The sequence below is a fragment of the Listeria rocourtiae FSL F6-920 genome, from assembly GCF_000525975.1.
GTDB lineage: Bacteria > Bacillota > Bacilli > Lactobacillales > Listeriaceae > Listeria_A > Listeria_A rocourtiae.
Genome location: NZ_AODK01000004.1, coordinates 54,814 through 72,511 on the forward strand (window position 1 = coordinate 54,814; position 17,698 = coordinate 72,511).

At 39.6% G+C, this 17,698-nt stretch carries 15 protein-coding genes and 2 pseudogenes; 5 read left to right on the forward strand and 12 right to left on the reverse strand.

The genetic code is table 11. The annotated features are described in order from the left end of the window. Nucleotides 1-24: 24 nt before the first annotated feature. The 7 genes and pseudogenes from PROCOU_RS01100 to PROCOU_RS01130 all read right to left on the reverse strand — a co-directional run bounded on the left by PROCOU_RS01100 (nt 25) and on the right by PROCOU_RS01130 (nt 9,155). Nucleotides 25-675, reverse strand: a complete 651-nt coding sequence (locus tag PROCOU_RS01100; RefSeq protein ID WP_036069122.1) for a DUF4352 domain-containing protein — start codon at nt 673-675, stop codon at nt 25-27. A gap of 409 nt (nt 676-1,084) precedes the next feature. Further along, nucleotides 1,085-2,731 (reverse strand): ribonuclease J, encoded by a 1,647-nt coding sequence (locus PROCOU_RS01105; protein WP_036069123.1) that lies wholly within the window; start codon nt 2,729-2,731, stop codon nt 1,085-1,087. A gap of 43 nt (nt 2,732-2,774) precedes the next feature. Continuing rightward, nucleotides 2,775-3,656 (reverse strand): 4-hydroxy-tetrahydrodipicolinate synthase, encoded by an 882-nt coding sequence (gene dapA, locus PROCOU_RS01110; RefSeq protein WP_036069125.1) that lies wholly within the window; start codon nt 3,654-3,656, stop codon nt 2,775-2,777. A gap of 4 nt (nt 3,657-3,660) precedes the next feature. Next, a pseudogene (gene dapG / locus PROCOU_RS01115) lies at nt 3,661-4,885 on the reverse strand (aspartate kinase). A 28-nt stretch (nt 4,886-4,913) separates the two neighbouring features. Continuing rightward, nucleotides 4,914-5,954: an aspartate-semialdehyde dehydrogenase gene (locus tag PROCOU_RS01120; protein WP_036069126.1), complete on the reverse strand. Its 1,041-nt coding sequence runs from the start codon at nt 5,952-5,954 to the stop codon at nt 4,914-4,916. A gap of 244 nt (nt 5,955-6,198) precedes the next feature. Beyond that, nucleotides 6,199-8,361: a peptidoglycan D,D-transpeptidase FtsI family protein gene (locus PROCOU_RS01125; protein ID WP_036069127.1), complete on the reverse strand. Its 2,163-nt coding sequence runs from the start codon at nt 8,359-8,361 to the stop codon at nt 6,199-6,201. A 185-nt stretch (nt 8,362-8,546) separates the two neighbouring features. Beyond that, nucleotides 8,547-9,155: a superoxide dismutase gene (locus tag PROCOU_RS01130; RefSeq protein WP_036069128.1), complete on the reverse strand. Its 609-nt coding sequence runs from the start codon at nt 9,153-9,155 to the stop codon at nt 8,547-8,549. A gap of 380 nt (nt 9,156-9,535) precedes the next feature. On the opposite strand from PROCOU_RS01130, the gene PROCOU_RS01135 reads away from it, so the two are divergent. Further along, entirely contained in the window at nt 9,536-10,324 is a 789-nt protein-coding gene (locus tag PROCOU_RS01135) for a DUF1189 domain-containing protein (RefSeq protein ID WP_036069129.1), read from the forward strand. A 186-nt stretch (nt 10,325-10,510) separates the two neighbouring features. Beyond that, complete coding sequence (gene ispG, locus PROCOU_RS01140; RefSeq protein ID WP_036069189.1) at nt 10,511-11,623, forward strand: flavodoxin-dependent (E)-4-hydroxy-3-methylbut-2-enyl-diphosphate synthase; 1,113 nt, start codon at nt 10,511-10,513, stop codon at nt 11,621-11,623. Nucleotides 11,624-11,672: 49 nt separating this feature from the next. On the opposite strand, the gene PROCOU_RS01145 is transcribed toward ispG, so the two are convergent. Continuing rightward, on the reverse strand, nt 11,673-11,855 hold the full coding sequence (locus tag PROCOU_RS01145) for a hypothetical protein (RefSeq protein ID WP_036069130.1): 183 nt from the start codon (nt 11,853-11,855) through the stop codon (nt 11,673-11,675). Between the two features lie 179 nt (nt 11,856-12,034). Here PROCOU_RS01145 and PROCOU_RS01150 point away from each other — a divergent pair, with 179 nt between their 5' ends. Both PROCOU_RS01150 and PROCOU_RS01155 read left to right on the forward strand, forming a co-directional pair. Further along, the gene (locus PROCOU_RS01150; protein WP_077913277.1) at nt 12,035-13,603 is read left to right on the forward strand and encodes a glycine betaine uptake BCCT transporter; all 1,569 of its coding nucleotides are present in this window, start codon (nt 12,035-12,037) and stop codon (nt 13,601-13,603) included. 32 nt (nt 13,604-13,635) lie between these two features. Beyond that, a complete protein-coding gene (locus PROCOU_RS01155; protein ID WP_036069132.1) occupies nt 13,636-14,232 on the forward strand; it encodes a 3'-5' exonuclease in 597 nt (198 codons plus the stop codon). Between the two features lie 12 nt (nt 14,233-14,244). Here the strand turns inward: PROCOU_RS01155 and PROCOU_RS01160 are convergent, their stop codons facing one another. The 4 genes and pseudogenes from PROCOU_RS01160 to PROCOU_RS01175 form a co-directional block, all read right to left on the reverse strand. Further along, nucleotides 14,245-14,763 carry a GrpB family protein gene (locus PROCOU_RS01160; RefSeq protein WP_036069133.1) on the reverse strand — a complete coding sequence of 173 codons (519 nt, stop codon included), beginning with the start codon at nt 14,761-14,763 and terminating at the stop codon, nt 14,245-14,247. A gap of 3 nt (nt 14,764-14,766) precedes the next feature. After that, nucleotides 14,767-15,195, reverse strand: a complete 429-nt coding sequence (locus PROCOU_RS01165) for a Fur family transcriptional regulator (protein ID WP_036069135.1) — start codon at nt 15,193-15,195, stop codon at nt 14,767-14,769. Then, nucleotides 15,179-16,054, reverse strand: a complete 876-nt coding sequence (locus PROCOU_RS01170) for a metal ABC transporter permease (RefSeq protein WP_036069136.1) — start codon at nt 16,052-16,054, stop codon at nt 15,179-15,181. Before PROCOU_RS01170 ends, PROCOU_RS01165 begins: the two co-directional genes overlap by 17 nt. Next, nucleotides 16,035-16,800: pseudogene (locus PROCOU_RS01175) on the reverse strand (metal ABC transporter ATP-binding protein). Before PROCOU_RS01175 ends, PROCOU_RS01170 begins: the two are co-directional and overlap by 20 nt. A 156-nt stretch (nt 16,801-16,956) precedes the next feature. Between PROCOU_RS01175 and PROCOU_RS01180 the strand changes: the two are divergent. Further along, nucleotides 16,957-17,670: a tryptophan-rich sensory protein gene (locus PROCOU_RS01180; protein WP_036069137.1), complete on the forward strand. Its 714-nt coding sequence runs from the start codon at nt 16,957-16,959 to the stop codon at nt 17,668-17,670. The last annotated feature ends 28 nt before the right edge of the window (nt 17,671-17,698 follow it).

The window sequence follows — 17,698 nt, forward strand, 5'->3', positions numbered from 1 at the left end:
TCCCAGTTAAGAAAGCGCTATTTATCATTTTTTCAAATGAAGTCGCCCTGTATCGCTTTTAATCAGCTTGTCTTTATTGTATGTCGACCATGAAAATTGAAACCACTGAATATCTGAGACCTTATCTAGTTTGTCAAGCGGAAACACAATACGCCCTTTGATTGTAGCACCCGGCTTCATTTTGCCATCGATAATATCTGATAAAATAATATCCGCAGCTAATTGTTGTCCATTGATTGTTGTTAGCTCACCTTGTAACGGGTAGGTAAGTAGTTCATCTTTTGTGTTATTTTTGATTTCGATTGCAATCGTGAGTGTCCCCGGCATATCTTTATCTTCCATTGTAGCGTGTACAACCTTCTTCTCGACAGCAACCGTTGAAATTTTCTTATCCATTCCATCTGCATTATTATGCCAATTCACATTATATATTTCTATTCCTTCTGATTTCGTTTTACCGGTCTTACTATCAGAGGAATAACTTGCAACTTGTTCTTGGAGCTTGTTGTAATTAGCAAATGAAATAAATACACCAACAATAGAGATGATGATGAGAATACTAGCCCCTGTTACGATAAAAATTCCGATTTTACGCTGTGATTGGGCGAATAGCATGATAAGTCCAACGATAAACCCTAGAAATGAAACGCCCATTAATGTTAACCAAATGGCCATGTTTTAACTCTCCTTGCTTGCTTGATTGTTATTATTGTACTATAACATATGTTGAAGCTCTTATAAAGCATCTTTTGCTAAATTAGAGATTCAATATGCATGCAAATATTATGAGCATGTAATCCTTCAGGAGCTCTTATAAAGTATCTCCCTCAAATAAGACAAAAAAGGCTAAAACATTCTTGCATTAATCACATTATTTTTAAACAAATTAAATAACCGTTCTTCTACACTAACCGCACTAATATCATGAAAATTTAAAAAAGTCTCATTAATCTGTTCCAGCTTAATTTTTCGCAAAACTAGGTAAGCTAAATGGAGCATTATTTGGAAAATGAGTAAAGAAAAAGGTATAAAATCCGATTTTGGATTTTATACCTTTTTTGGCTCTAATGGGCTGTTTCCCCTTTTAAACTTCCATAATTATCGGAAGTATCATTGGCCTACGTTTCGTTTGTTCGAACAAATATCGGTTTAATTGGTCGCGGATGTCTTGTTTTAGTTTCGCCCACTCAAATTCTTTATCTTGTAAGTTCTTCTCGACAATCTTTGTCACGACTTCGGATGATTTATCCAGTAGATGCTCAGATTCACGAACGTAGATGAAACCTCTTGAAATGATTTCCGGTCCAGAGATAATCGCTTTAGATTTACGATTCAACGTAACAACAACGATAAAAATACCATCTTCTGATAATAATTTACGATCGCGCAATACAATATTCCCAACATCCCCCACACCGAGTCCATCAATCAATGTATTCCCTGCAAATACTCGGTTTCCAGCGCTCATGCGGCCATTCTTATACTCGATAACTTCACCTTTTCCAGCTACGAATACGTTTGATTTCGGGATTCCAACTTGATACGCTAGTTTAGCGTGTGCAATCAACATCCGATACTCACCGTGAACTGGGATGAAGTATTTTGGTTTCATTAAGTTTAACATTAATTTTAAATCGTCTTGACTGCCATGACCGGATACAAATAAATCTCGGTTCATCGTTAATACAGTTGCATCTGCTTTATATAGCATATCAATCGTTTTCGCTAAAATAGTTTCCGATGAAGGGGATGGCGTCGATGTAATGTAGATTGTATCACCTTTTTCGACATTTATTTTTGGATGCTTACCTTTTGTCATCAGTTGTAATGATTGAATTGGTTCGCCAAGATTACCTGTTTCAATGATGACAAGCTTGTCTTTTGGTAGCTTTTTCGCTTCTTTTAATGGCACAACAAGTTCTTCGCTCTGCAACTGAATCTTGTTCAATTTTACCGAAATATCAAAAACGCGTTCTAATTCTTTCCCTACGATTGCAACTTTACGATTTGTCGCAAATGATGCATCCAGAACTTGTTGTAAACGAACGAGATTAGAAGCCACACATGCTACAATAACGCGTCCTGGCGCAGAATGAAAAGCGTGGCGAATTTCTTCATCTATGAGGCTATCACTTGATGTAGCACCGGCATGTTCTGCTTCAGAGCTATCAGAAAGTAATGCAAGCACACCTTTTTCACCAATTTCAGCGATACGACCTAGGCTAGTCTCATATCCTGGTTTTGCGGATTGATCAAATTTGAAATCGCCTGTATAAACAATCGCGCCTTCACTTGTATTTAAAATAATACCGACAGAATCAGGAATGGAATGCGTTGTACGGAAGAATTCTACATCGATATTTGGGAATGATAATTTCGTTTTTCCATCAACAATATGGAAGTCGTTGAAGCGAACTTTTTTATGTTCTTTTAATGCTGCTTTGGCAAGTGCAATCGTCAACTCTGTTCCATAAACTGGCGCCTTAATTTTGGCCAAAACGTATGGTAAAGCTCCGATTGCATCTTCGTGACCGTGCGTTAGAAAAATAGCCTCGATCCGGTCTTGATTATCCTCTAAGTATTTAATGTCTGGAATAACGACATCGATTCCCAACAATTCGTCTTCTGGGAACATCAAGCCTGTATCCAGAATATAAATAGATTCATCCACTTCAGCTACGTATAAATTCTTTCCACTTTCATCCACACCGCCAAGTGGGATAATCTTAATATGTTGTGCTTTTTTTTATTGTCAAAGTTATTCCTCCTTCCTCTTATTTTAAATAATTTTTGTATGCTGCTTCAATTTTTACAATTTCTGTGTCTGTTAACGGTGCGAGTGGCAATCGTAAATGCCCAACATCAATACCTAATTTATTAACCATATGTTTCACCGGAGCTGGATTCGGAGCGATGAATAGTGTGTTCATTAACGGCACCAGCTTACCATGAATTTCCGCTGCTTTCTTCGTATCACCTTCATCAAAGGCGCGAAGCATCGTCTGCATTTCAGGGCCGATAATGTGACTCGCAACCGAAATAACACCCGCTCCACCAAGTGCATAAATTGGTAATGTAAAACTATCATCGCCACTGTAAACCGCAAAATTATCACTAGTTTCTGCAATAATTTTTGTGATATTATCAAAATTACCACTAGATTCTTTTACCGCGACAATATTCTCGATTTTGGACAGTTCAATAATCGTTTCTGGTTCTATATTCACAATCGATCGACTCGGAATGTTATAAATGACCACTGGTAACGTCGTCGCCTCTGCAATTGCCGCAAAATGAGCGTATAGACCAGCTTGGTTTGGTTTATTATAGTACGGTGCTACGATTAGAACAGCATCAATACCACCGATTTCTTCCACTTCTTTCGTAAAAGCGATTGTTTCCGCCGTATTATTCGAACCCGTTCCCGCAATGATTTTAGCGCGCCCTTGGTTTGTTTCTACAACTTGCTTGAACAACTTAATCTTTTCGTCGTGCGAAATCGTTGGGGACTCACCTGTTGTACCCGCTACTACTAGGCCATCTGAACCATTTTCAATGAGGTGGTTGACTAAACGGTGAATCCTTTTTTTGCATACTTTATCTTTCTCAGAATTGTACGGCGTCACCATGGCTGTCACTACTTTTCCGAAATCCATTATGTTATTCCTCCTCCAATTCATTTTCAATGCAAAACTCATCATGAAGTGCATTTACTGCGGCGATTAAATCCGTTTCTTCAACTAGAATCCAAACTGTGGTATGACTATCTGCTGACTGCAAAATAGCGATGTTTTTCCTGGATAAAGCAGATACGATCTTAGCGGTAACTCCTGGTACACCAGCGATTCCCGCCCCAACGATGGAAACTTTTGCGCAATTCTCAGTCGTTTCGGCCTCATAGGATGCTTCCTTCAAAAGTGCCAACACGTGTTCACGCTTTTGTTCTGGTACGGTGAACACAATCTCGTTTGTTGATATATTAATAAAATCTAAACTAATATTCGCTTCCGCCAAAATTGCGAAAGCTTCCTGCTGGGTATGGACATAATCTGTCTTAACACGAAGCTGCGTCAAATTCGTCACATGCGCAATCCCCGTAACAAGGCGTTCCTTCACATCAAAATGACCGCTGACATCGGTTTGCGACGTAACAAGTGTTCCCTCTCCCTTTAAATATGTCGAACGAATGCGCAACGGAATCTTAGCCTGCATCGCAATCTCAACAGCACGTGGATGAATCACTTTGGCACCTTGATAAGCCATGTTGCTAACTTCATTATAACTCACAGTCGGCAAAGAACGCGCATTTTTAACAATTCTCGGATCGGCTGTGTACATTCCATCAACATCCGTAAAGATATCAATCCTTTCGGCGGCAAGTGCGACGCCAAGCGCTGCGGCAGAAGTATCGCTACCTCCACGACCAAGCGTTGTGACATCACCATTTGGCGCACTACCTTGAAAACCAGCAACAACAACAATATCGACAGTTTCCAGTGTCTCACGTAATCGTGTCACGTCGACCTCAGAAAATTTTGCCCGCCGTGTATTCACCTGATGTCCTGATTCCAGCTTGGGCCCCCGAAAATCCCGTAGCCTTGATATCAGCCTCTAAAAGCATGTTCGTGAAAACCGCTGTAGAAATCGTTTCACCAACAGAAAGCAACATATCTTGTTCACGTAATGACAACCGCGTTTCTTTCGCCCCAATGAGTTCCAGCAACGTATCCGTCGCGTAAGGATCACCTAATCGACCAATTGCCGAAACAACAACAACAACTTTATAGCCTTGATCGATTGAACTTTGTAAATGGTTAAATGCAAGCTGGCGGGACTCCTCGTTTTGAACGGAAGTCCCACCAAATTTTTGCACGATAATTTTCATTCGTTACACCTCAATTATTTCGCGTTTTTCAGATGATTTCTTGTTCGATTAAAGATTCAGCAATTTGAATCGAATTCCAAGCAGCGCCTTTTAGTAAATTATCCGATACAATCCACATATGGAATCCTTTCGAATCGTCTAAATCATGACGAACTCGCCCAACGAAAACCTCTTTTTTACCAGCAGAACTCGCCGCATGCGGATACACTTGATTCGCCGTATCATCTTCCAAAACAACACCAGGTGCATTGCGCAGGAGTTCTTGAATCTCAGAAACTTTGACATTATCCTGATCCACTTCAATGTAAACCGACTCCGAATGTCCCGTGATAACTGGAATACGTACACATGTTGCCGCAACTTTCATTGACGTATCGCTCATGATTTTCTTCGTTTCATTGACCATCTTCATCTCTTCGTATGTATAGTCATTATCCGTGAAAACATCAATCTGTGGCAACGCATTAAACGCAATTTGGAAATGCTTTTTATCACCCTTCACTGGCATCACAGCAGGCGTAAAATCTTCTCCATTCAAAATGGCTTGAGATTGCGTTTGCAGCTCTTCAATTGCTTGAATACCAGAACCAGAAACAGCTTGGTATGTCGAAACAATAATCCGGTTTAAGCCGAAAGCTGCGCGAATCGGTTGCAGTGCTGCGACCATTTGAATTGTCGAACAGTTCGGATTCGCAATAATGCCTTTGTGATCACGCAACGCCTCAGGATTCACCTCAGGAACAACAAGCGGTACATCTGGATGCATCCGGAACGCACTCGTATTATCGATTACAATCGCGCCATGTGCCACTGCATCTTTCGCAAAACGCTCAGAAATCGAACCACCAGCACTGAACAAAGCAATATCCACACCCGCAAAACTTTCAGGTGTTGCTTCTTTAATTATTACTTCTTCCCCGCGGAACGTCAATTTCTTACCAGCTGAACGAGCCGAAGATAAAAACGACACTTCTTTTATAGAAAACGTCACATCTTCCAATAATTGAATCATTTGCGTTCCAACAGCACCAGTCGCGCCAACAACAGCTACGTGATAGCTTTTTGTCATTCTATTTCCCCCTTGATTTTGGTATATTTTGTCGAAAAAGAAAAACAGAGTTCCTTAATCGGACTTCGTTTTTTCACATTTAACTTATCATACCATAATATCGGCTAATTATCAGGTTTTTGCATGGGATTTTGAGGAGAAATTGAAAATTTTTATCATTGCAGAAAACCTGTTTGCATTTTTCCTGTGCAAAAACATCCTAAAATTAGAATATATATCTAAATTTAGGATGTTCATCATACTCTTAGTCATTCAATTTTGCTTGTGCCGCTGCTGCAGCTGCTTTATTATTAATTGGCTGATCTACTTTAGAAGTATCTTTTCCAGCTTCTGCTCGTTCTTTTTTCAAATCAAAATAAGCTTTGAATACTTCTTCTGATATTTTCAGGTTAATTTTTGAATCTGTTCCGCCATATTTGCGATACCCCCAAGGAACAACTACGGAAATAGAGATCTCTGGTTTTTCAGCTGGTGCATAACCTACAAAAGTTGTATTCCAAACCTCCGTCATAGCACTATCCTTTTTAGGGCCATCATAAAATGCTTCAGCTGTACCAGTCTTACCTGCAACTTCTACACCCAAATCATTGAAATAATGTCTTCCTGTTCCATTTCCTCCATGAGTTACTGCGTAGAAACCTTCCTGTACTTCTTTAATCGCTGAGCTTGATGCACCAATACGATTTAAGACTTTAGGTTCAACCTCAGTTGCTACTTTACCAACTGCATCACCATTCGTACTTGGATCGCGTATTTCTTTTAGCATTGTTGGTTCAATCCGATAACCGCCATTGGCAATAGTACCGCCATACTGAGCTAGTTGCAGTGGTGTATACGAGTCATATTGTCCAATTGCAAAATCGAGTATTTTACCAACTGTATCATCAGGACCTTTATAACCAATTTGTTCTCCTGGCAAATCGATACCCGTCTTAACACCTAATCCAAATTGATTATAATAATAACGCATTGTATCAAATGTTTCTGGCGAAGCTCGGAATGGGCCATCAGGAACATATTTCGCTCCAGCCATTTTCATCGAAACTTGATACATATAGGAGTTTGAAGATATTTCTAGGGCTCCAACAGGATCTAAAGTACGTCCACCTTCTCCACTTCTATTAAACCATGAGCTTTTCGCTTTCGTTCCTTTAAACTTAATTGGCTGATCAAAGAAAGTTTGGTTTTCAGAAATCGCACCGTCCATAATTCCACCTAGCACAGTTGCCCCTTTAACAGCTGATCCCATATTGTAAGCAGTGGTAAAGTTGCCTAGTGAAAAATCTTCAAATCCACCCTTTCCATCAAATTTCTGGCCTGCAAGTGCAAGAACTTGGCCAGAATACGGATCGGTTGCAACTACAAATGCTCGGTCAAACAAATCAGTTCCACTATAACCTTTATTGATGTCCATATTTTTTCTCAAAATTTCCTCAATCTTCTTCTGGAACTCAACATCCACAGATAAGACCAAATCCTTACCTTTAGAACCTTCATACTTCTCAACCGTCTCAATAATATTCCCGCTGCTATCCAGAACACTATTCGACTTCGATTTCTGTCCGGCTAACACGGATTCATACTGCGCTTCTAAATAACTTCGGCCAACACGGTCATTTCGGCTATAGCCTTGTGCTAAGTAATAATCCACCTTGTCACTCGGAATCCCTTGTTTCTCGGTCGACACGCTTCCTAATATCGAACGCAACGTTTCATCATACGTATAAAAACGATTCCAGTCTGTCGTTGTATCTACACCAGGCAAGCTTTCCAAATTCTCGCTTACCCTCGCGATTTCCTCATCCGTCACGCCCTTACTCTTAATCGCCACTTGCGATAGCGCATAACCAGCTGTCATCTTCTTGTAAATTGTAGCAATACGTTTATCATCTTCGGTTAAACTATCCAAATCAGCTTGCGTCACACCTGCAATCTGCTTTTTATACACTTTCCCACCGTCTAAATTACGGTCAGCTTTGCTAAGACGCGCTAGTGATTCTTTCTCATTTATCAAAATCCAATAATCTTGCAAATCACGCTCGGTCAATTTCTCAGGCGTAATCGCGACTAATTTATCCAATTTCTTCGCAACCGCAATCATCTCTGTTGCCTGTGTTTTCTGACTACGTGCATATGTGATTGATTTAACCGCTGAATTACCTACTAATAGATTATAATTCCGGTCATAAATAACACCACGTGGCACGTTTTTCGTCACACTAACATCATCGGTTTCTTCCAATTGCCGCTTATACGTTTCTCCTTGAACGATTTGAACCACACCAAGGCGCAAAATTAGAGCTGAGAATAATATAAAAATAACGAAAAATAGGATGTTCAAGCGTAGCGGAATTACTTGCCTTTTCTTCTTTGGTTTGTCAGCCTTTTTAATAAATCTATTTTTCACTTGTCACAATCCTTCCTTTTTCAGCACTCATCTAATTCTATTGTAGCTGAATTTTGGCGAGATTACCACTAGAGTTTGATTAGAAAATCATTAAGAAAAGTTAAAGACCTCTTTAAAAGTCTGCATGCACTCTGATTACACAAAAAAGCCGCATGCATTTTCACGCACACGACTTTCATTTTTAATTATTTAGCTGCGTCAAAATTTTCGCCAGCTTTATTCCAATCTACTACGTTCCAGAAAGTTTTGATGTATTCTGGACGAACATTTTGGAATTTCAAATAGTAAGCGTGCTCCCAAACATCAAGACCGATAACTGGTGTGTAGCCATCTGTTAACGGTGAATCTTGGTTTGGAGTAGAAATGATAGACAATTTGCCATCTTTCACTACTAACCACGCCCAACCAGAACCGAAACGTGCAACGCTTGAATCAGCAAATTTCGTTTTGAATTCCTCGAAACTTCCGAATGTAGCGTTGATTGCGTCTGCTAAAGCGCCAGAGGGCTCGCCACCGCCTTGAGGGCTAAGGATGGTCCAGAAGAATTTATGGTTGGCATGTCCGCCACCATTATTACGAACAGCAGTACGAATGTTTTCAGGAACACTATTTAAATCAGCAACCAAGTCCTCGATAGATTTAGCAGCTAAATCGTCATGTCCTTTTAATGCATCATTTAGTTTCGTTACATACGTTTGATGATGTTTTGAATAGTGAATCTCCATTGTTTCTTTATCAAAATTAGGCTCCAAAGCATCGTATGTGTAAGCTAATTTAGGTAATTCATATGTCATAATAAAAACTCCTCCTTGATTATCTTTATTCGAAAAAGCAAGCATTTCCAAATGAGATACTTAGTCCACTTTTCCCTACAACTACAAGGTTATCACTACAAGGCGACCGTTGCAATTTAAATGCTTGACTAAAAAGCTAAGGAGGTTTGTCAGCTCCGCAAAAAATGCTTTGAATCTACCTTTTTTTTTTGCAGAGCTAGCCCCGAAGCTGGATTTGAAAGCTGGACAACTGACTTTATTTCAAAATCACAAAAAACTTGCTTTGTTTTCCTATCCTTGCAATCCCTTCAATTTCAAGCTATTATAAAGAAAGCAATTAGCAACTAAGATTTACGTTTCTACTATATAAATAAACCAAGAATGAGGTGCATCACAACCAAATGAATATTTTCAAACGTTTTGTAAAAAGTATCTACTCTCCTGAGGATATCGCAACGTTTCGAGCGGATAAAATATGGAAATCGATTCTTTACATAATTCTCATTTCGATTCTGATTTTTTTACCAATCGGCTTTCACACGGCTAACGCTGCCAATGATGCGTTAAAGGTTGGAGCAGATACCATCAAAAACGACATCCCTGATTTTACTATAGAGGATGGAAAACTCGTTTCTGACTCAGATAAACCAATAACTATCGATCAAGGCAGTGTCTTTTTCTACTTTGACTCGACTAACAGCTTGACAACGGACCAAATCGACAATCAAATCGGTTCTGCTGATAGTGCGATCGCTTTCTTATCAGACAAAATTTACATCAAAGCTCCTGGCGTAGATCAATCTGTAAGCTATACAACTGCTGGAATCAAATCCAAAAGTGACCTCGTAAGCTTTTATCAATCCATGGAAGATTTGTCAAAATATTTCATTCCAATTTTACTTGGCATCATTTTAATTGCGATGATTCTGATTTCATTCTTCAAAGTTGCGCTATATGCTCTATTCGGATTTATTATGAGTGGCTTCGGTCGTATGGGTATCAGTTATTTCAACAACTGGAATATTGCAGCATACAGTATGACGCTTGCAGCAGTGTTCACGATGGTGATGTACTGGCTCCAAATAACGGTTCCATACCTCTCAACTATCAATATGGCAGTAAGCTTCTTTATTATTTTCTTAGTCATTCGGCAAATTCCGCCAACAGACATGAAGCAGCCTGTAAAATAAGTTATAAAAGCTCCCAAGTCCTCCTCAAACCAAGGTGGTTTTGGGAGTTTTCATTTGGATAACAGCCCTATTCTCACTAAATTCTAATAAACAATATGGATGATTTTTCACACGAATAATGGTATGATTGGTAATGCATTAATAATAACAAATCCTGCAAATCGGGATTATAAGGAGCGAATCGCTTTGACAGAAAGAACACATAGAGCAAATACCCGCCCTGTAAAGGTTGGTAATTTGACCATAGGCGGAAGTAATGAATTATTTATTCAAAGTATGGCCACAACAAAAACGCATGATGTAGAGGCAACTGTTGCTGAAATTCATCGTCTAGAAGAAGCTGGGTGCCAAATTGTTCGTGTCGCCGTCCCTGATGAGCGCGCTGCAGATGCCCTTGCTGAAATAAAAAGCAAAATTTCAATTCCGCTCGTAGCCGATATTCATTTCGATTATCGCCTAGCTTTAAAAGCAATCGATGCTGGTGTGGACAAAATTCGTATTAATCCAGGTAATATCGGTCGTCGCGATCGCGTTGTTAAAGTCGTGAACGCGGCCAAAGCAAAAGGTATTCCGATTCGTATCGGAGTTAACGCTGGTAGCTTGGAGAAGAAGTTTATCGAAAAATATGGTTACCCTACTGCAGAAGGAATGGTCGAAAGCGCGCTAGATCACATCAAGATTCTAGAAGATCTTGATTTTCATGATATCATCGTGTCACTAAAAGCATCTGATGTCAACTTGGCAATTGAAGCCTACGATTTAGCATCCAAGGCATTCAGCTATCCACTACATCTGGGAATAACTGAATCAGGAACACAGTTTGCTGGTGGTATCAAAAGCGCCGCCGGACTTGGTGCAATCCTTAGTAAAGGCATTGGAAACACGCTTCGTGTCTCCCTTTCTGCCGATCCTGTAGAAGAAATTAAAGTTGCCCGTGAAGTATTAAAGTCGTTCGGCCTGTCATCCAATGCTGCAACACTTATATCTTGTCCAACTTGTGGTCGTATTGAAATCGACCTTATCAGTATTGCTAATGAAGTGGAAGAATACATCTCCACCATCAAAGCTCCAATTAAAGTTGCAGTACTCGGTTGCGCTGTAAACGGTCCAGGTGAAGCTCGTGAAGCCGATATCGGAATAGCTGGTGCTCGTGGCGAAGGACTTCTTTTCCGTCATGGTAAAATTGTTCGTAAAGTACCCGAAGAAACAATGGTCGAGGAATTGAAGAAAGAAATCGATATCCTAGCCGAAGAATATTTCGCTAAAAAAGCAGCAGAGGAAGCAGAAGCTGCAAAATAAGTTTAAAAACGTCGATACGCATTTTTGCACGTCGACGTTTTTAATTATGTTAAGCCCCTTTTTTCTTAGATTTTAATTTTTTAAAAATGAAATATTTCAACGTCCACGATGCTGCTACTAGCAGAACGAGGCATGCTAATTGCAACTCAAACGTGAATTTTATCCAAATCTTAAATGTTATTAAAACAACGATAATAATAAATCCAGCCAAAAATCCATCCTCTTTTTTCATAGTAATTCCTCCTCGTATATGTGGTACTTTGTTATGTAACTTTATCCACAAATAAGGAATTGAAACATGCGCTATTGTCACCCATTTGCTTTCACTGCTAATCTTTGTTAACATAGTTAAGGTCAAGGGGCGGTTCAGTATTTCGTTCCTATTAGTTTGCTAGACTTTTACACAGAAACCTGTCTAGCAATGAAAGTGAGGAATTATGGGAACAAAAAAAAGAAACTTCGCACAAAATTACAAATGTATTTTGGATTACACTGGCTATCACATTAGTCTTTGTTACAATCGGAATTCTGACCCCAACAGGGCTTGCCAGCGTAACTGCAAACATTCAAAATTTTATTACGACAACATTTGGTTGGTACTATTTGATTTTTGTTTCAGTACTCGTGATTTTCTGCTTCTATTTAATCATCAGTCCAATTGGTTCAATTAAACTAGGAAAAGCAGGTGAAAAGCCGAAATATTCAACTATTTCTTGGTTTGGTATGTTATTCAGTGCTGGAATGGGTGTTGGACTCGTTTTTTGGGGGGCGACAGAACCGTTGTCCCATTATGCAATCTCAAGTCCAGAGGCCGAGCCTGGAACAAACCAAGCTTTAATGGATGCTTTTCGCTTCTCCTTTTTCCACTGGGGCATTCATGCGTGGGCGATATATGCCTTTGTTGGCCTAACGCTGGCCTATTTCCAATTTAGACAGGATAAACCTGGTTTGATTAGCGCAACACTCGATCCGCTTCTTGGGAGATTTATGAAGCCTTCTGTCCGTGTGACAATCGATGTTATTGCCGTATTCGCGACAATTGTCGGTGTTGCGACAACACTTGGCTTCGGTGCTACGCAAATAAATGGGGGGCTATCCTTTTTATTCGACATCCCAGTTAGTTTTAAGATACAGATTATTATTATTGCAGTCGTTACCGTTCTGTTCTTAACTTCCGCGATGAGTGGACTTGGTCGTGGTATGAAGTGGCTCAGTAATACGAACATGGTTTTAGCCGTTCTGCTGATGATTATTGTTATTATCGTTGGCCCAACATTGCTAACGCTAAATATGATGACTGATGCAACTGGTGCTTATATGCAAAATTTTATCGGCATGAGTTTCCGGACATCACCAGTGGATGCAGCTGGTCGTGAGTGGATTAATAGTTGGACAATTTTCTATTGGGCTTGGTTTATTTCTTGGTCACCGTTTGTCGGAATTTTTATCGCGCGGGTTTCCAAAGGCCGCCGAATCCGCGAGTTTTTAGCTGGTGTTATTTTGCTGCCCACGTTGCTTAGTGTGGTCTGGTTCGCCGTTTTTGGGACAGCATCTACCTCTGTACAACGCGCTGGATTTGATTTAACCCAACTAAAAACCGAAGAAGTTCTGTTTGGCACGTTCAATCACATGCCACTAGGGTCACTACTTTCGATAATTGCAATTTTCTTGATTGGCGTATTCTTCATTACATCCGCTGACTCAGCCACCTATGTACTAGGCATGCAAACGATGAATGGCGTGATGAACCCAGCCAACCGTGTCAAATTTATATGGGGTATCATCCAGTCATTAATCGCTTCTATTCTACTTTTCAGTGGTGGTTTAGAAGGCTTGCAAAATATGCTTATCATTGTTGCTTTGCCATTTTCATTTATTATGCTCCTGATGATGATTTCGCTTTCCATAGCCTTACGAAAAGAACGACGTGATCTTGGCCTCTACATCAAACCAAAATCCTTGCGCAAGCCGAATTCTTAAAGGTATGATGGATGTGAAGGAGTGAAAACAAGATGAAAGATTTAAACTATGTCGTTCTTGATTTTGAAACTGCTAATGGTTCACGAACAAGTCCCTGCTCCATTGGTATGGTCAAATATTTGAATGGGAACAAGCATTCCGAATACTATCAATTAATCAATCCTGAGGAAGATTTCTACGCTTCTAATATTCGTGTTCATGGTATTCATCCGGAAGACGTTTGGGACTCCCCGAATTGGCTAGAAGTTTATCCGAGTATTATTAATTTCATCGATGACTTACCAGTGGCTGCTCACTTTGCGACGTTTGATATTAATGTATTCCGTGCGACAACAGAGAAGTACGATTTGCCATTACCTGCGAATCTGTATTTTTGTTCTTGCGTGTTATCTCAAAAAATATTACCGCTACGCTCACATAAATTAAACCTTGTCGCAGATTATTTCGGCATGCATTTTGAACATCATCATGCTTTAGAAGACTCTGAGGTTGCAGCTGATATTGTACGCGAATTGGCTAACATCCAGCAAGTAAATACAATTGCCGAGTTAGTTGATTCGATTGGTTATCAGTTTGGGCAAATAAATGGTACTAATTTTGTAACGAAGAAAAAAACGCGTTCCCGTTGATGGGCGCGTTTTTTAACGATTTTTCCAATGCCAATGAATCGCTTTTTGTTCCGTTTCTTTCACGAATTGATCTTTACCATCGCAATAAGCATCTATATCATTAGGATATGCATCAGCTAGGCTACTCTTCAATTCACCATATTTATGCCTTATTGTTGGATGTGCTCTTAGAAAATCACGAAATAATAAATGCCGGCCAATTTCTGTTAAGTTATCTGCTTGGAAGGCGTGGATTTGATGGGTACGCTGATCTCCACCTTTGCGATAGTAACGCCTCCCAACCATTCCAAACTCCCCCATCACCTCGTAGTTCAGCTCCTTAAAACGTTCAGCAAAAGTATCTAGTCTAACAATATCCTCCACAACGAGTAGTATATCAATAATTGGCTTTGCTTTTAAGTTTGGGACAGATGTACTTCCAATATGGAAACTAGCAACTAATTCTGTTTGCAAAATCTGCTGTATCGCGACTTTTTCATCACTGTACATCTTAGCCCAATTCGAATCATGCTCTAATATCTTGATTATCATCTGCTACCCCACTTTCGCTAAACAATCTGGGCATTTACCATACACTTCGAACTTATGCCCTTCTACTTGATAACCTGGCAATGCTTCTTCCAAGAAATCCATTGGGCACATCCGAATCTCACGCGTTTTTCCACATTCCATACAAATAAAATGATGATGGTGTTCCTCGTGAGCACATGATAATCGAAAATGCTTCTCACTAGAAAGTTCTGTCTCCTCAAACAATTCTAATTCGACAAATAGTGATAAATTCCTGTAGATTGTATCAAAACTAATTCCCGGAAAATCTTCCTTCATACTCTCTAAAACTTCTTTTGCCGTCATATAACGATTTTTTCGAGCAAAGAGATTGATTAGAAATTCGCGCTTATCCGTGTGTTTATAACCTTTTCGTTTCATCAATTGCAGAGCTTCGTTAGCTGTTAGAGACATTCGAATCACTTCTTTCGGCTATCGCCAGTTTTTGTTTCACTTTTTGAACACTAATCGTTAAAACTAAAATAAAGACAGAAATAATAACAATCGAACCACCTGGTGCAAGATCGAGATAAAAGGCGCTCACAAGACCACCTATCACTGATATTTCACCAAATAGAATCGCATAAGCAATCGTTTGTTTAAAGCCTTTAGCGATACGTATAGCTGCTGCTACAGGCAATGTCATCAATGACGACACGAGTAGAATACCAACAATGCGCATACTAGATGCAATGACAAGCGCTACTAATAACATGAAAATCACATCCACTATTTTAGCGGGAATTCCAGATGCATTCGCATATTCTTCATCGAATGATAACAAAAACAGTTCTTTATACAAAAAAAATACAGTTAACAATACTATAAAAGCGATTGCCAAAATTGTCCACATATCCGATTTACTGACCGCGCTAACACTACCAAATAAATAGCTGAACAAATCCGTATTAAAGCCATTAGCAAGCGAGATAAAAATAACGCTGAACCCCATTCCAGCTGACATAATAATCGGAATCGCTAGTTCTTGAAATTGTTTGTAAACATTGCGCAATTTTTCCATGAGTAAAGAGCCACCAACCGCAAATCCGAATCCCAAATACAGCGGATTCAGCGCGACAAGCGGTAAATACATCTTACTTAAGTATAAGCTAACTGCAATCCCTGCCAAACTGACATGACTCAGCGCATCCGCCATCAAAGAAAGTCGTCTTACTACAATAAAACTACCCAAGAGTGGAGCAACAATCCCGATGACAATCCCGACAATAAACGTATTTCTAATAAAATCATATTCAAACAGGTTCGCAATCACAATGTGTCACCCCCATCCTGCTCACTTCAAGGGCTTCTAGCTCTCGTTCCTCTAAGTAAATTTGGTAATCCACAGCCGTACCATCAAACAACACCTTCGTATTCAGGCTAACAATATGATCCACATACGAATTCACTGCCAAAATGTCATGTGTCACAAGCAACATCGTAATTGCCTCTTTCGCGTTCAATTCCTTCAATAACTCATAAAAAGACGTCACGTTCTGCGCATCAATCCCCACAGTAGGCTCATCCAGAATCAGTACCTCTGGCTTACTTACAAGCGCGCGTGCAATAAAAACACGTTGCTGTTGTCCACCAGAAAGCTCTCCAATATTTCGCCCAGCAAACCGCCTCATATCCACAATGTCAAGCGCCTCATAGACTGCTTCAAAATCCCGACGATTCAACCGCCGAAACATCCCTTTTTTCTTCACCAAACCGCTAGAAACGACTTCTTTTACTGTGGCTGGAAACGCACCATTAAACGCGTTTGATTTTTGCGAGACGAAACCAATTTTTGACCAGTCTTTAAATTCAGCATGTGGCTTACCAAACAAGGTAATTTCACCTTGCTGTATTTTCAAAAGCCCTAAAATTAATTTCAACAGCGTCGATTTCCCTGAACCATTAGGCCCAATAATTCCTGTGAAACTGCCTTTTTTTGATTGTTAAGTTAATTCTTTGGAGTACTTCTTCTTTATCATAATGGTAGGAAACATTCGCTACCTTTAAAATCTCATCCATACAGCGGAAAAACTCCTTCTATGCTTAAAAATCATTACCTAACCTAGTATACATAAAAAAAGTAGTCGTGTAAATCGTAATGACTCTTATTTATCATTTATCAGATGATTAATAAGCAGCTATAGTGGGAAAACAACAAATATGGAGGTGTCTGAAATGAAATTAGTCTGGATGTACCTGTGCTTTATTTTGATGGTCGGCATGAATGCACTGGCCAATATTTTACCGCTAAATGGGATAACAACGGGAGAAATATCGAATCGGCTCCATGTTTTATTTACACCAGCAGGCTACGTGTTTATTATTTGGGGCGTTATTTATGTAAGCTTATTCCTATGGCTCATTGCACAAACCTTTAACCGAAAAAATGTGACGAAAGCGCTAGCATTTTTGTTCTCCATCACATCTTTATTAAATGGATTATGGATTGTATCTTGGCATTACGGCTATTTCTTAGGCTCCGTTATTGTAATGTTGCTGCTTTTAATTGGACTTATTGCATTGTATATCGCACAGAAAAACATAACAAAATCATTTGTTTGGCGGGCTCCAATCAGTCTCTACCTTGGTTGGGTCAGTGTAGCAACGATTGCAAACATTTGCTATTATCTCACTTGGATAGAAGTTACCAGCTTATTAGGACTTAATACCACAGTTTGGACAATTACATTGCTGATAATAGCTACCTTGATTGGCTATGCATTCCGTATTCGTGAAAACGACTGGATTGCGCCACTTGTCTTTGTCTGGGCATTCGTTGGGATATACATTCGTGTGATGGATTGGAATACTATTGTCTCTTATACAGCTTTAATCCTAGCTATCGTCTTATTCTTTGCAAATTTCATTCCCGTTCGCCAAAAAACATAATCAACCTAAAAATGCGTTTTCCATTAGA